General features: G+C 61.4%; 4 protein-coding genes. All 4 read left to right on the top strand.

Features of this window, described 5'->3' with window-relative positions; genetic code table 11:
- Positions 1 to 29 precede the first annotated feature (29 nt).
- The 4 genes from H9I38_RS08510 to H9I38_RS08495 are packed head-to-tail and all read left to right on the top strand — an operon-like array spanning position 30 to position 16,286.
- Positions 30 to 12,467 (top strand): non-ribosomal peptide synthetase, encoded by a 12,438-nt coding sequence (locus H9I38_RS08510; protein WP_226338369.1) that lies wholly within the window; start codon positions 30 to 32, stop codon positions 12,465 to 12,467.
- Positions 12,467 to 13,798 (top strand): serine hydrolase domain-containing protein, encoded by a 1,332-nt coding sequence (locus tag H9I38_RS08505; RefSeq protein WP_226338368.1) that lies wholly within the window; start codon positions 12,467 to 12,469, stop codon positions 13,796 to 13,798. Before H9I38_RS08510 ends, H9I38_RS08505 begins: the two co-directional genes overlap by 1 nt.
- Positions 13,795 to 15,108: an MFS transporter gene (locus H9I38_RS08500; protein ID WP_226338367.1), complete on the top strand. Its 1,314-nt coding sequence runs from the start codon at positions 13,795 to 13,797 to the stop codon at positions 15,106 to 15,108. The genes H9I38_RS08505 and H9I38_RS08500 overlap by 4 nt, the downstream gene beginning before the upstream one ends.
- Positions 15,105 to 16,286, top strand: coding sequence for an aminotransferase class I/II-fold pyridoxal phosphate-dependent enzyme (locus tag H9I38_RS08495; protein WP_226338366.1), 1,182 nt, complete (start codon positions 15,105 to 15,107; stop codon positions 16,284 to 16,286). Before H9I38_RS08500 ends, H9I38_RS08495 begins: the two co-directional genes overlap by 4 nt.
- Positions 16,287 to 16,293 lie beyond the last annotated feature (7 nt).

Raw genomic sequence — 16,293 nt, 5'->3', positions numbered from 1 at the left:
ATTTGCATCACAACGAACGGACTGGGATCGTGGAGAATTCACTCGAACAACGTATTGCAGCTCTCCCGGCTCATTTGCGAGAGAAGTTTCTTGAGCGGTCGGCAGGTGGGGCGGTAGACCTTAGACTAGGCGAGGACGAGGAATCGGCGGGTACGGCAACCCGACTGGTACCCGTTCCCGAGAGCGAGAGGCCATCGCCGATTCCTGCGGCTCCAACTCAGGAGCGCCTATGGTTTGCGCACCAGAGCAATCCGGAAGACCGGCAGTACAACGCGCCGCTGCTGCTGAGAATCCGAGGAATACTCGACCCTGAGCGATTCGAGCGTGCCGTTCGAGATCTGGTCCGCCTCCATCCGGTCCTGACTACTACTTTCTCAAGAGAAGAGCCGGACTTAGAGCACTCAGAATATTCGTGTGTTCAGCTGCCCGGAAAGGTCGAGGACATCCACGTCGAGTGGCATTATCCGGAGGCAGAGGGGGAGCGACCGGAAGAAGCGGTCTACCGCATTGGGAGAGAAGAGCTCGAACACATATACGATCTCGAGACTGGGCCGCTTTTTCGCCCATCTGTGCACTGTCTTGGGGACGAGGATTCTCTTGTCGTCTTGGGAATGCACCACATCATCTCTGACGGGTGGTCCGCAAAGGTCCTTCAAGAGGACCTCTCCGCCCTGTACCTGGGGAAGGAACCGAGTGCTCCGTCCGTCGATGCAGTCGACCACGCGGTGTGGCAGGCATCGAAAGGCGTGGCTGGGGAGAGGGAGTCAGACATCGCATGGTGGACGGATCACTTGCAGGGTGTCCCGGTACTGGACTTGCCCGTGCGGAGGTCTCGTCCTGCAGAGCGCACAACTCGCGCGGGGTCCATTCGACGTGAAATTTCCCCCGCGACAGCTGAGGTATTTGCCAGCATGTGCCGAGAGCGTCGAGCGACGCTGTTCATGGGCGTCCTGACAGCTGGGTTCGTCCTGTTCTCCAAACTGAGTGGACAGGAAGATTTTGCAGTTGCCACGGTCGCATCTGGACGAAGACAGCCTGAACTGGAGCGATCAGTCGGCTTCTTTGCAAACACAGTAGCCCTGCGTTCGCCCTTGCCTCAAGTGGAGTCTTTCATTGATGCGCTCGAAGTCGTCACACAGGATGTCCTTGAAGCATTCCGCCACGAAGACGCACCGTTCCAGAACGTTGTAGAGGGTGTTAACCCGGTTCGGGATCCTGCAGTTCCGCCCCTAGCCCAGGTGATGGTGAATGCGGACTTGGGCGCTGGCGGGGAAGATTTTGCGGGGTTTGCTGTACAGCGCGTTGCGCTTCCGTCGACGGCCACGGATCTTGATCTCGTGTTCGACATCGCTCAGACGTCCCGGGGGCTGTCGATCTCCGTGGAGTACAGTGCAGACTTGTATGACGCCTCTGACGCAGAGCGCATGGCCCAGCAGCTAGAACGGGTGATTGAGGCCGCGTCGGCCGATCCTTCGGTTGCGATCAGATCGATTTCTTTGCTCAGCGAAGATGAGGCTGCCGCCGCGGTTTCGGCCGGGACTGACGGTGTGAAGGTCTCAGCATGCGTCGAGGGACTGCATGAAGCTTTTTTCCGCCTGGCAGAGCAGGAGCCTGACGCCGAGGTTTTGTCTGGCGCGAATCAGACGTGGTCCCGCGCCCATCTCGCAGAGCGGGCCCGGGCGGTGGCGGGTTTTCTTCGAGACCGTGGACTTGCGGTAGGGGAGAGCGTCGTCGTCGACGCGGTGCGCACCCCCGAGACCGTGGCAGCAGTCCTGGGTGTCTGGGCCGCTGGGGGTGTTGCAGTGCCCCTTCTTCCGGATGAGCCTGAAGGCCGACGCCGTCACGTCGATCGCGTTTCAGGAGCGCGACTTAGGGTCACAGTGGATGATGTACGTTCCTCGTCCGTTCGCTGGGAGAGCCCGGAAGCTGTCGACCCGAGCTCGCCTGCTTACATTCTCTTCACGTCTGGAAGTACAGGTGAACCGAAGGGCGTCGTCGTAGAGCACAGTCAGGCTTTCGCTACGCTTGCGGCCTGGAACCTGCGCTACGGCTTCTCGGAGAAGCCGCCTCGGGTGCTGAGTGTGTCCTCGCCGAGCGTGGATCTCTATTTCGGGGACATCATGATCGGAGTCTCGTTCGGGGGGTCGCTTGTCGTGGCGGAGGCAGAGGATCTCGAAGATCCGGCTCGCCTCCGACGTCTCGTGCTCGAGCAGCAGCCCACTTTCCTCGCAACGGTCCCAGGAATAGCAAGGGTGTTGTCCGAAGAACTCCATGAAGAGAGCCTGCATGCCGAAAGTCTTCGGGTGATGGCTGTCGGCTCGGAAGGATGGCGGGCAGATGAGGCGGAGCTCCTGCTTAAGGTGCTTCCCTCTGATTGCAAGGTGGTGAACGCCTATGGTGTGACCGAGGCTGCAGTCGATTCTCTCGCGTGGGATGTCACGGAAGACTCGCTGAAGGGAGAGCGGGGCTATCTTCCTCTCGGTTTCCCCCTTCCAGGGGTTCAGGCTCAGGTCCTGGGGCACGACCTCAAGCCGGTACCGCAAGGTGTGGCGGGTGAGCTCTGTCTCGGTGGCCGTCAAGTGGCGCGAGGCTATGTGGGAGACAAAGAGAGGACTGAGCGGTCCTTCGTACCGGATCCATTTTCGGAGGAGGCCGGAGCACGACTGTACCGGACTGGAGACATTGCTCGTCGCAGGGAGGACGGGACGATTGAGTTTCTGGGCCGTTCAGACGACCAGGTAAAGGTCCGCGGGTTCCGAGTGGAGTTGGGGAATGTCGAACATGCTCTTTCTGAGGTGGACGGTGTCGTCGAGGCAGTGGCAGCGCTTGACGCCTCCGATGAAGGGAGAGCCCGGCTCATTGGGTTCGTGCGTCTCAGCCCGGACGGCCCGTCTCCTGAAGAGATCCTGAGGCGCCTGCGTCTGATTCTCCCTGCTCACGCGGTCCCTGCAGACGTGTGGCCGGTAGAGGGCGCTGTCCCGCGTCTGCCCAGCGGAAAGGCCGATCGAAAGACTTTGCTTGCCGGGAGACCGGAAAGGTCGCCCATGCGATCAGCACAGCCGAAGACCCCTGCAGAGAAGGCTTTGCGGGCGGTATGGGCAGACGTGCTCGGCCGGCCCGAATCGGAGATCAGTGTCGAGGACAACTTCTTCGACTACGGGGGGGACTCCATCCTGAGTCTTCAGGTGGTCACACGCGCCCGGCGACATGGAATTCACATCTCTTCCCGTGACGTATTCAGGTTCCAGACGATTGCGGCTCTAGCCTCGATGAGCGGTTTCGCGGCAGAGGAACCGATTTTTGGCAGCGCGGACTCGACTGGATGCCATCCGCCCCTTTTGCCTGTTCAGCATGATCTTCTGCAAGGGGGCGGGGGAATGCCGGAGACGGCGCACCAGAGTCTAGCCCTGCGGGTACGCTCCGATACCGATCCTGTAGCCCTGGGACAGGCTCTGGACTGTCTTCTCGAGCGTCACGAGGCGCTGAGGACCGTGGTGGGCCATGGGAGAGACGGAGAACCCGTTCCTGAGATCCAGCCTTTCGGAAATCAAATGGGCGGAAGGTTGCTGACGGTTGTCGAGGCGGGCGAACTCCGCGGTTCGGACGCGAAATCAGTTGAAAGGGACGCAGTGTCCAGGAGCCGGGGGCCGTTTTCCCTCGAAAGAGGCCCTCTCTTCAGCGCTGAGCTGGTCCGTTTCGGCAGTTTCCCAGGCTTGCTTGCTATCGCCGCCCATCATTGGGTCGTCGACGCAGTTTCGTGGCAGATCCTGTTGGAAGATCTCGAAAGAGCCTATTTCGCCGCCACGCGTGGTGAAATACCCGAGTTCGATGCACGAACTACGAGTGCGGCGGCCTGGGCCGAGACGCTGGAAGACGTGACTCGTAGAGGGGGCTTCGACGGAGAGGCCTCGTATTGGAGGCAGATCTCCTCCCAAGTCGAGGATTCTCGGAGGCCGGTCGAGCAAGTGTCGCCCTGCGCAGCTGAGCACGATCTGGGCGTTGCGGAGTCTCGCAGGCTCTTCGACATTGCCGCTCAGTCTGGTGCGGGGGTGGAAGCGTTGCTTCTCGCGGCTTTTGCTGAGGCTTATTGCGAGGTCCGTTCCGTTTCCGCTGTGCCTGTTCTGATGGAGGGGCACGGCCGTGAGACGGAGTTGGACTCTGAGCTCGGCTGGCCCGTGGGAGCAGACCTCTCGAGAACAGTGGGGTGGTTCACTGTGCTCTATCCAGTGGTGCTTGAGCCTCTCTCTGGGGGCGGTCCTGAGGAGAAGGCGCAGGCGGTCGCTACAACGCTTGGGGGAGTGCCCAGCCACGGGCTTGGGTACGGCGCGCTCCGATACATCGCGAGAGAGAAGGTGCTGGCAGAAGCTACGGAGCCGAGTATTTCTTTCAATTATCTGGGGCGGATCGATGCGCATCGGTCAAAGGGATCCCTCATTCTCGGACATGCCGATACAGATCCCGAGACTCGACCCACAGGGATGGGATTGGATGTCACTGTGGCACTCCATGAGGGTCGTCTGCGCATCGGACTTGTTGCGGGTGATGCCGAAGAGGCAGCTGGGTCGGAGCCCCTGATGTCTGCAATTGTGCGTATCCTCGGGCACTGGGCTAAGGAGCCGTCGGGTGTCCCTGGCTCCGGGTTGCCAAAAACTGAAGTCGAGGAGCTGTTCAAACTCGTCTCGGATGCCGAAGAGGTCGCTGCGCTCACGCCCATGCAGGAAGGGATGCTGTTCCACTCCGTGGGGTCCCGGCGGGACGATGAAGAAGATGACGTCTACATGAGCGTCATGGAGGCACGTCTTGAGGGAATCGACGAGCCTGAGCGCTTGGCGCAGGCGTGGAAGACGGTTTTTGAGAAGACACCTGCCCTTCGGGCGACTTTTCATTGGGCGGGCTTCACCGCGCCGGTGCAGGTTGTCCGCTCGGAGCTAGAGCTTCCGGTGGAGCAGCTTGACCTACGTGAACGAGGGGCTGAAGAGGCAATCGCCTCGGTCTTGGCGGCACGTAACAGGTGCTCAGTCCCTGGTGATCTCTCCCAGGGGCCTCTGGCCCGGCTGGCGATAGTCCGGCTGAGTGACTCCGAAGTGCAGATTCTTTGGGGTTGCCATCATTTGCTGGTTGACGGCTGGAGTTTTGCCAAGGTTCTAGGCGACGTATTGGACGAGTATCGCGAGCCGGGAAGTGCGAGGCGCCGTGAGGGGACTGGCGAGTACTCCAATTGGGTCAGGTGCAGGGACACCGCCTCTGACATAGCTTATTGGACCGAGGCCCTCGCAGGCATTGATGGGGCAACGCCGCTGCCCGGAACTCTGTTGCCTGGCGCTGAGGGACGAAGCTCTGCGAGGGCAGAGGCTGCGTTATCCCGCGAACACACTGACAGCCTCATCGAGAGGGCACGTCGTGAGCGAGTCACGATGAGCACCGTATTTCTGGCCGCATGGGGGCGCGTGCTCGCAGCCCACACGGGGCGTAGTGAGGTCGTCTTTGGTACCACGATGTCTGGTCGGACCCCTGATGTACCGGGGAGCGAGGAGATGGTGGGCCTGTTCATCAATACTGTGCCTGTACGGGTCAATGTCACCCAGGGCACGGAGACGGGAGAATGGCTGCGGACCCTCCAAATGCGTCAGATGGAGGCGGAAGCTCATCAGTTCGTGCCACTGCATGAGATCAACCGGGCAGCAGGCTGTCGCGCGGGGGAGCAGTTGTTCAACACTCTCGCAGTCTTCGAGAACTACCCGGTGACCGAAGGTTCCGAGGCCGGTCCGAGAGTTGTGGATCTGAGAGGTGAAGAGGACACCTCCTTCGCACTGTCGCTGACGGCCGGGGGCGGAGAACGCCTGGGGGTGACTATGGGCTTTGACCCCGAGTTGATCCCGTCTTGCGTCGCCGAAGAACTGTTGAGCGATCTCACGGAGACGCTGCGTGAGTGGGGGCAGAGTGATGATGGCTTCCGTCGGCGGACAGTTTTTGGTCAGCAGAAACTTCGTGAGCTGACCGCACTCGGCGAGGGAGGGGACTCGGAGAGCGCGGAGGCCGTTCACGAGAGGTTTGCGCGCGTCGCGGCCTCTCATCGTTCCGAGCCTGCTCTGGTACATGGAGATGAGACCTGGACCTATCGGGATCTTGACACCGCGTCTCGGCAGTGCGCGGATGCTCTTCGAGCGTACGGAATCGGTGCAGGAGACCGTGTGGCTGTGTTGGCAGGACGTTCCTGCCCAGTGGTGGCTGCGCTGCTCGGCATCCTCCGCGTCGGCGGCGCGTGGGTGCCGCTTCACGAGTCGGCTCCTCCCAATTTGATCGCGGGAATCATTCGGGATTCAGGCGTCAGAGCCATCGTCACTGACCAGCCAAGCGCTGGGAGAGCAGACGAAGCGGTTTCACTGACCGGTGAGGAATGGGAGCTGCAGGGGTCAGGGGGGCTGGATGACAGCCTTGCCCTACTCGTTGGGCCTAGCACGGCGTTGGCGACACGTTCAGTACGGACGGCGGACGCACCTGCCTACATCATGCACACTTCGGGGTCAACAGGGCGGCCCAAGGGGGTAGCAGTCTCACACCGCGCACTTTCATCGTTCGTCGCAGATCCCCTTTTCGCCACACCACAGGCCAAGCGGACGCTCGTTCACTCCCCTCTGGCCTTTGACGCAAGTAATCTCGAGCTGTGGGTTCCAATTCTCACAGGAGGGTGTGCTGTCCTGCTTGAGGGAGAGATGACCCCCACTGCGCTGCGGCATGCAGTGCAGCACCAAGGGGTCAGGCTCACATTCATGACGACTTCACTCTTGCGTGCGCTTGTCGCAGATGCAGTTGACGCGTTCACAGGCCTTGAGGAGCTGTGGACCGGTGGAGAGGCGGCGCAGAGCACTGTCTTGCGGCAGTTGCGTGCAGCGGTTCCTGAGCTCACCTTGGTCAACGGCTACGGTCCGACTGAGACGACGACTTTCGCCGCGAGCCGTAGGTTTCTCCCGGGGGAGGCTGTTCCAGACGCTGTGCCGATCGGCAGCCCGATGTCTGCGACTCAAGTGTATGTGCTTGACTCCGTTCTCCAGCCTGTTTCCGCAGGGGTTGTAGGCGACCTCTACGTGGGTGGTCCTCAGTTGGCGCTCGGCTACGTTGGGCAACCAGATCAAACGGCGGAACGATTCATTGCGTCACCGTTCCGGACCGGTGAGCGCTTGTATCGGACTGGCGACAGGGCTGCGTGGAACAGCGATGGCGAGATCGCCTACCACGGCCGTGTTGATGATCAGATTAAGCTGCGAGGATTCCGAATAGAGCCGGGCGAGATCGAGAAGGCTCTCGAGTCTCTTGATGGGGTGCAGGCGGCTGTTGTCCGAGTGCGGGGAAGATCCGGGAAGGATGCCGGGGGCGACGGACGCCAACTTGTGGCGTTCGTCCGTCCAGAAACGAAGGGGGAGGAGAGCAGTTCACGGAACTTGCGGGAACGAGCAGAAGCGATCCTCCCGGCGTACGAAGTTCCGGACGAAGTAGTCATGGTGGAGTCCTGGCCGCTTACCCCGAATGGCAAGCTGGACTTCTCGGCGCTTGAGGCGTTGGCCGCCGATGACGACAAGACATCGTACGCCGAGATGAGAGAGGTTACCGGACGCCTCCCGTCAGGCAAATGGGAGGAGATCGCTGCCCGTGCCTGGACGGATGTTCTGGGCATGTCAGAAGGCGAACTGGAAGCGAACGCCGATTTCTTCTCGCAAGGAGGAAACTCGATCGATGCATTGCGGTTCGTCACCGAGGTCGAACGCAGAACCGGACATCGGTTCAGCCCGCGCCAGGTTTTTGATTCGCCGTCCGCTGCCTCGTTCGCCCGTCTTTTGGACGCGGCAGCGAAGAAAGCCGATCTTGCTTCCGGAAAATCCGTCGACTGTGGAACGGCAGTGTCCGATTCGGTAGCCAGTGAGCCTGAGCTCACGGCTGCGCAAAGGAGGCTCTGGTTCCACCAGCAACTTTCGCCCAAGTCTGCCGAGTACAACACCGTTCTTACTCTCAGGCGCGCGGACGGTTTCGAATTCGGTGCAGTCTCTGCTGCCTTGGCAAGCGTCGTCGATAGGCATCCGGCACTGCGCACGTTAGTTGAGGAGTCGAGCGGCCGTCCTGTCTTGCGCCAACTGCCAGCAGGTTCCTGGGCGCCGAAAATCGAAGAACGTAGTCTTCAGACTGTGTCGCTTGCGACAGCTACGGGAGAGGCTCAGGCCGAGCCTTTCGATCTTGGAGCTGGACCGCCGTTGCGGTGTCTCCTCCTCCGTGCTCCCGCCGGAGGCACAGACCACCTCGTACTTGTCGTCCATCACATCGTGACGGACGGATGGTCGATGGGGATCATCGCCCGCGACTTCTCGAGAGCGTATGCAGCGCAGACCGAGATGCACGCTTGGGCGCCAGAGTCGTCCGAGTCCGCTGAGCGGCCCTGCGCCCTTCTTGCTCAGGCCGCTTCAGAGGCCGCACACGAAGAGGCCAGAGCCTATTGGGAGGCTCGTCTCGAGGGGATGACTCCGCTCCGCCTCCCTGTCGATCGCCCTCGCCCTGAGCTGCGAAGCTCTCTTGGGCGTGAGGTCAGGTTCCAAATCCCCGCAGAAACGGCGGAAGGTCTGCGCCGCGTCGCTTCCGACGTGAACAGCGGACTATTTCCTTCGCTAGTCGCTGTGACGACGCTCATGCTCGCCAGGTTCTGCGGGCAGCAGGACGTCACGGTGGGGACAGTTCTGGCGAATAGAGAGGGGGCGGGGGCCCAAAATCGTGTCGGTTTCTTCGTGGACACTGCGGTTCTGAGGCTGGACTGCAATGAGGATGTCGACTTCCGAACTCTTGTTCGAAAGGCGCGGGAAGCATTCCTGGACGTTGTCGAGCACAGGATTTCTTTCGACGAGCTCGTTGACCTCATGGATGTCGACAGGGACCCGAGCCGCAACCCTCTCGTTGATGTGATGGTGACTCTTGAGAATACTCCGAGAGCCCTCCTCGACGCGGGAATTGAGGTGGCCCCTGTCGACCTCGAAGGGGCGGAAGTCTCAGACGACCTTGCGTTCGATTTCACGGATGCTGGGTCAGCGGGCATTAGCTGCCGGATTGGCTACAGCACGGCGCTGTTCGACAAGTCGACTGTGGAGAAGATGGCACGGCACATCCGGCTGGTGGCTGATCAGGTCTCTCAAGCGCCCGAAAATGAACTGGGGACTCTTCCCCTGCTCGGCGCGGACGAAGAGCATCTGGCTGTGAGCCGGGTGCCGAAGGCCTTCGAGCCTGAGAGTTTGGACGAGACGCTCCTCATGCGTCTTCACCGCTGGGCCGAGGAATCACCTGCCTCGGCGGCAGTTACAGACGATGACGGGTCGTGGACCTTCAGCGATCTCGTGGCAGAGTCGGAGGCTGTTGCTGCGGCGCTCTCCTCCCGAGGCGTGGGCCGTGGGGACATCGTCGGAATTTGGATACGGCGAAGCAAGTACAGCGTCGCCTCGATGTTGGGCGTCATGCGCGCTGGGGCAGGGTTCTTGCCTCTAGGCGATGGGATTCCAGACAGTGAGCTTGCCTTCATGGTGTCTGATGCTGGAGCGCTTCTCGTGATCGTCGATGACGAAACTGAGGGGCGAGCGAAAGTGGCTCTCCCGGAAACAACGGAGGTCGTGAGGCTTGGCGGGGCGGTCTCCGGCACCGGACTCGTTGCGTCCTCCTGCCCCGGACCGGCGAGCGACGACGTCGCCTACATCATGTACACCTCTGGCTCGACGGGAAGGCCCAAAGGCGTTGTCGTCTCTCACCGAAGCCTGGCGCACCTGGCACGCCTTTGGGACCAGTACTACGGTCTCGAGGGGACTTCGCCGACAGCGCTGTGTGTATCCGGGTTCACGGTCGATCTGTTCATCGGAGACTTGATCTGGTCAACCCTTATGGGAGGACGGATGGTCGTCTGCTCGCGTGAGGACGCCCTTGACGCGAGTCGGCTGGTCGACGCTCTGGAGCGGAGCGGAGCCGACCTGCTTGTCACTGTTCCGTCATTAGCGACTCTCATCGGCCAAGAGCTCGCCTGGCGGCGGCAGCGCCTTGACAGCCTGCGAATTCTGGCCGTGGGGTCGGAGGGCTGGAAATCGGCAGATTGCCGGTCCCTGCTTGCCTGGATCGGGCCTGAAACTCGAGTCGTGAACGCCTACGGTGCGACTGAAAACACGGTTGACGCGACTTTGTGCGATATCCGAGCTGAAGGGGAATCCGCTTACGGTGCAGGCGGTCTGGTGTCCATCGGGCGGCCGGCACCGGGAACACCCGTCTACATTGTCGATGAGCGAGGCCGGATTGTTCCTGACGGGGTACCCGGCACGATGCTTATCGGGGGGCAAGGCGTGGCCCGAGCCTACGCGAACCGAGCGGAGGAGAGCCGTCTCGCTTTCCAGCCGGACCGATGGACAGACGCCGACGCCTCTCGAAGAAAGTCGGAAGGCCGTGGTACGCCAATGGTCTACGCGACGGCTGACGTTGTTCGCCGGTCTGGTGACGGTCTGCTCCATTTCCTAGGGCGGGCTGACGACATGGTGAAGGTCCGAGGCCACCGGATCGAGCTTGGACAGGTGGAAGCCGGGTTGCGGGCCGTGCCGGGCGTCGTCGCCTCTGCAGCATTGGTCCGTTCCGATCCCGCACGTGGTCAGATGCTGTGCGGATACGTGGTCGTCGAACGGGATTCCGCGTTGACGGGCGCTCAAGTGAAGAAGGAGGCTGCTCGTCAGCTTCCTGCCCAAGCTGTCCCTGCGGTGGTGACTGTGCTCGATGCACTGCCTCTCAACAGGAGCGGAAAAGTCGATCGACGGCTGCTGCCTGAGATCCGAATAGAGCCCGCCGAAGGGGAGTCCGCACCGCTGGGGCCGCGGGAAGAAGTGGTCGTGGGCCTCTTCTCGAACGTCCTTGGCGTGCCCCATTCCCATATCGATGCCCACAGCGGGTTCTTCGATCTGGGCGGAGACTCGATCCTCGCCATCCAGCTCGTGTTCAAGGCCAGGGAAGCCGGGTACGCGCTCACCGCAAAAGACATCTTTGTCCACCAGACTGTTGCGGGAATCGCCGAGGCCCTCCGCGCCTCTGCTTCTACCGACAGTGGGGAAGCCTACGGAGACGGCATGGGCGAGATTCCGTGGACCCCGATGCAGAGAAGTCTGGTCGAGTCGGCCCGGCCGAATCTAGCGCAGTATCGGCAGTCCGTCCTTCTTGAGCTTGACGCGGGGGCAAAACCCTCCGAAGTGCTTGGCGTGATCGAAGAGATTCAGCGGAAGCATCCCATCCTGGGAGTCGAAGTCTACGAGGACTCCGGGCTGCTTCGTCAGCGTATTCCGGAGGTACCGGTTCCCGTTCGGTGGGTGACGGCTGATCTGTCCGAGTTCGAGGGTGACCCCGATGACCTGCAGAGCCCGCTCATTTGTCAGGCTGAACAGTTGGCTCGGGGGCTGGATAGGGAGAGTGCATTCGGCGACGGGCCACTTGCCGCTTTGTGGATTTTCACCCGAAACCGTCCGTTGCTCTACCTCTCCGTCCATCATCTCGTTATCGATACTGTCTCGTGGACAGTGCTGTTGGAGGAGCTGAGTGGGGGCCCAGACGGGCCGCCAAGAACTGGTGACGTGCTTCCCGCGTCTTTCGGCGTGTGGGCGCAGTTCCTCAATGAGGCTGCTGAGTCCGGTGAGTTCGAACACGAGAGAGAGTACTGGGCCGGTTCTCGAAGGCCTGTTCCGCTTCCCGGTCGCGCTGCCCTGCCCTCAGATGCAGCGGGAGAGGTCACAGTTACCGGAGCCGTTTCGGCAGAGCGGACTCGCATGCTCACGGCCGGATCTATTCGGCGGCTGCGCATGCGAGTCAATGATGCGGTTCTTTCGTGTTTCGCTTGGGCGCTTCACACTTGGAGCGGGGCAGACACATTTGACATCGACATTGAGTCTCATGGCCGAGAGGATCTCATGGCTGGAGCTGACCTCTCTCGCTCCATGGGCTGGTTCACAGTGATCTACCCGGTCACCTTCCGCTGTGACGACGACCACGACACGTGGCTTCAAAGACTGAGGACCGCCAGACGTGCTCTGCGCGCAGTGCCGGCAGGAGGAGTCGGCTTCGGCGTCCTCGCACGCAACTCGGCGGTAGCCGATGTCGCCATCGTGGATCCGACGGCTTCGACTGTGTTGTTCAACTTCCACGGACAGCGGACTTCAAAGGGAGACGTGGGTAAGAGCGAGGGCGGGAGGGTCGTGCGGATTCTGCAAGGAATTGGTGAGCCCATGCATCCCGTACACGGTCCGAGCCACTCATTGGAATTGATTGCCGCTGTCGAGGACGGCGCTCTGTGTTGGGAGCTCCGCGGTGACGCTAGCGCTGTCAGCCGTGGGGCACTGCAGGACCTATCTGACCAGTTAGCAGCGGCAATTTCAGGAGCGGCAGCTGCGCTCACGGCAGAAGCCGAGGACAGGGGGAACAGCTAATGAGCAGCTTTGCTGGGGCGCCGCTACCCAATGGCGTCCCCGATGTCGGCGAACTTGAAACTTTTCTCGAAGAGGTTTGTCGGCGATATCGAATCCCAGGTGCGCAGTTGAGTGTCATCGGCGAAAATGGCGATTTGCGCAATGCCGTCTTCGGAGAGCTCGAATCGGGGTGCGGGATGCCTGTAGCGGGGGACACCCTGTTTCCCGCAGGATCCGTCTCGAAGACTGCCACGGCGGCTCTCCTGTTTCTGCTTGCCGAAGACGGTGAGTTGAGCCTGGAAGACAGGGTCGACAAAGTCATGCCCATTTTCAGGGGGCTGGATTCGGGACAGAGCCGTTGGCCGACGTTCGCAGAGGTGCTCAGCCATCGAGGAGGGTTCGCCTCGAACACTACTGCTGAGCAAGGGCGACACGGAAACCTCTCAGGCCTTGCCCGATCGTGTGTTCGTGAGGGCGGTCTAGTCTACGCCCCTGGGGAGGTCTTCTCGTACTCCAATCTCGGCTATTCGGTTCTTGGCTGCATCGTTGAGGAGCTCTATGGTCTGCCCTGGGGCCAGTGTTCAGCCGAGATGCTTTTCGAGCCGATGGGTATTCACACAGGATGGTTGGCAGGCGGGACAGGTGTTCCGGGCCCGGTTGCGGTTGGCCACGTCCTCGGCCCCGCCGGTGCCCCCAGAGCCGTTACTCAGTCCCTCGATCGGGCAGAGCAGGGAGCCGGGGCCTTGACGGTCAGTGCCGCGGGACTTCTTGAATTCGCACAGAAGGCATTCGCTCAGGGGCCAAGTGAGGTTGGCTCTCATGTCGGGACGGCAAGTCCATCAAGCCGTCCGTTCGGCATTGCGGACGACTGGGGGCTGGGATGGGCCCGCTTCGGCCCGGGGCTCGAATGGTTTGGCCACGACGGCACGGCGGACGGGGCCTGGGCGCATGTGCGCTTCCATCCCGCAACTGGCAGAGGTGTAGCGCTGACCGTGAACTCTTCCCAGGGACTTGATGCGTGGCTCGACACCGCCGCCGTGCTCTGCCCCGATGCGCAGCCCGTCTTAGGGCCGAGCGCACCGGAGAGTACGCTCCCTGAAGAGCTCGGCGGAGTGTTCCGCAACGGCACGGACGAGGTGCATGTCACTGTGAGGGAGAGTGGCCTGTCGTTCGGATTCGCCGGTGAGACTCCTGCACAGGCTCGTCACGAGGGCGGGGGACGGTTTCGGATTCTCAGCGAGCGTGTCGACAATCCCTTTGCCTGGGGCAGTTTCCTCCAGAGCAATCCGGGCGGGGAGTGGGACCTGTTCCAGTTCAGCGGCCGCACCGCCCATCGGAGGGAAAGCCGATGACTGAAGAAGAGCAGGCTCTTCCGCTTAGTCGGAATCGGAACTACACAATTCTGTGGTCCTCCCGCTTCGTTTCGGAGGTCGCGGCGGAGATTGCCTATCTGGCTTTCCCGCTGATCATCCTCAGCACGACAGGGTCTCCGTGGGAGCTGGGTGCAGTGGCCTCAGTGCACGGGGCAGCGCAGATTCTCGGGGTGATCCCGGCAGGGCTTCTTGCAGATACGCTTTCACGCAAGGTGATCATGCTCCTCACCGAACTACTTCGCTTTGCTGTCCTCGGGTCCTTTGCGATGGTGCTAGTGATCGGTGGCTACTCCTTCCCTGTCCTGATCCTCGTGGCAGCGCTGGAGGGAGCGCTCGCCTCGGCCTTTGCGCCGGCGGAAGACGCCGCCTTGCCAAGCGTTGTGGGGAAGTCTCAGCTCGTCGCCGCGCTGGCTCGGAATACCTCGCGGACCTATCTTGCCGCCCTCCTGGGACCGGCCGTCTGTGGCGTCCTGTTTGCCGTTCATACAGCGCTCCCGTTCGTCGTTGACACAGGGGTGATCGGGCTCAGCCTCTTTGCCCTTGCGCTTCTCCGTCTTCCGTCCAATGGTCGGTCAGAGTCGGCTATGACGAAAGACGATGGGTCGGACCTGAGCAGGGAAGGGTCCTCTTGGTCGGGGATCACGTGGGTTCTGAAGCACTCTGGCTTGAGGGCCACGATCTTGTGGATTGGCTCTTCTCAGCTGCTCACGACTGGGCTCGTGGTCGTCGTGCTCAGCCAGGCCGGTGAGAACAACACCTCTGCCGGAGGAATCGGCATCATGATGACCTTCTATGGAGCGGGTGGACTGCTTGGGTCGTTAGCCGCTGAGCGACTTCACAGACTGATGAGGCCTTCGGTGGTCATCATCGGGTTCTCTTGGCTTTTGGTGACGCTTGTGGCAGCGATGACGCTGGTGCCTGCCGACATCTTCCTCGGGATACTACTCGGGCTTGTCGCCTTCTTTGTCCCGACTGCTTTCACGACCGTCATGGGTTACCAGCTTCTCGTCACTCCAGACGAGTTGAGGGGGCGACTGAGCGGCCTCACAGGTGTGGCGACAGGTCTCGCCACCACCGCTGGGCCCCTCCTTGGGGCGGTGCTGGTCTCGACGCGAGGTGTCGTCAGCCCGTTCGCAGCGGCGGCCGGGGGGCTGGCTATCGTCGCCGTTGCATCAACAGTTTCTCCGACCATCCGGAGGATTTCCAAGCTCACTGCTCACCAGCCGACCACGACCGGTGCAGTGGCTGAGACCCACAACGGAACTACGAAAGATATGGAGAGGCCATGACTGTTGAGAACTCACGTCTCATTGTGAACATCAAGTCGGGAACGGTTGACGTAGAAGAGGCCAACTTGACTGAGTTCGAGTATGCCGCCATCAACTGTCACGTTACGAATGTGGCCGACGGCCACGCCAGGCAGAAGCAGACACGCTCTCAGGCGGCGATCATCGACGATCTTCCCGCTGTCTTCCGCGAATCTGAGCGGACGCCTGTCGACGAGCTGGAGTACAGGGCGCACCGTGCCTTTTTCGGCATGCTCGGCCAGACGGGATACCCGGCCGAACACAAGGACCGGATTTTCGCTTGTTATGCGTCGTCCGTCGCCATGGAGATCCTTGCTAGAGCACTGGCGACGGAGGTGTCCTCGCTCGCACTGGTACACCCGACGTTCGACAACATCCCGGACATTCTCAAGGGGATGCATATCAATCTTGTTCCATTCGAGGAAGAGCTGCTGCATGGAGGGGAGCGATCGCGGGTTGAGGACCTTGTCCAGAGCGTCGGTGCTGTGTTTATCACGACTCCGAACAACCCCACCGGTCGAGTCCTCGGGGAGAAGCGATTGCGCATGCTGGCTGAAATTTGTGCCGCTTCTGACGCTGTCTTGTGCCTCGACACCTCATTCAGAGGATTCGACCCACGTGCGCAGTACGATCACTACTCGATTCTCGAGAACAGCGGTTGCCGATGGGCCGTCGTTGAAGACACAGGCAAACTGTGGCCGACGCTTGATCTCAAGGTCGGCTGGCTGGTTACATCCGCGAACCTTAATCTCCCTGTCGGGAAGGTTTACTCGGATATTCTCCTCGGAGTCTCGCCCATGATTCTCACGCTCGTCCGCCGGTTCGCCGAAGACGGAACCGCTGGGGGTCTCGTAGAGCTGCAGAAATTCATCGCCGAAAACCGCGAGATCGTCCGCGAGGGGCTGAGAGGGCTCGACGGAGTTACCCATGAGGGCGATGAGGTCTACGGAAGTGTTGAGCGGGTCTTCATGGAGCGCCGGTCGTCCTCTGATGTGTGGTCTGAGCTGGCCGACTCCGGTGTCTATGTTCTCCCTTGCCACAAGTTTCACTGGGCCCGACCGGAGGAAGGGGACACGTCTTTGAGGATTGCCCTCGCACGTGATCCGGAGAACCTGGCGCTCAGCGTCCGCCGGATCCGGGAGGTGCTGGAGCGGGGATGAACGTGAC

It is taken from the genome of Arthrobacter sp. UM1 (assembly GCF_020483305.1).
Lineage (GTDB): Bacteria > Actinomycetota > Actinomycetes > Actinomycetales > Micrococcaceae > Falsarthrobacter.
Note: the sequence above shows the minus strand (reverse complement) of the source record. Positions and strands in the feature narration are given on the sequence as shown.

What these genes read in the sequence shown, in the direction of transcription:
- H9I38_RS08500 (WP_226338367.1), top strand. Translation starts at nt 13,795, where the DNA reads ATGACTGAAGAAGAGCAGGCTCTTCCGCTTAGTCGGAATCGGAACTAC.
- H9I38_RS08495 (WP_226338366.1), top strand. Translation starts at nt 15,105, where the DNA reads ATGACTGTTGAGAACTCACGTCTCATTGTGAACATCAAGTCGGGAACG.
- H9I38_RS08505 (WP_226338368.1), top strand. Translation starts at nt 12,467, where the DNA reads ATGAGCAGCTTTGCTGGGGCGCCGCTACCCAATGGCGTCCCCGATGTC.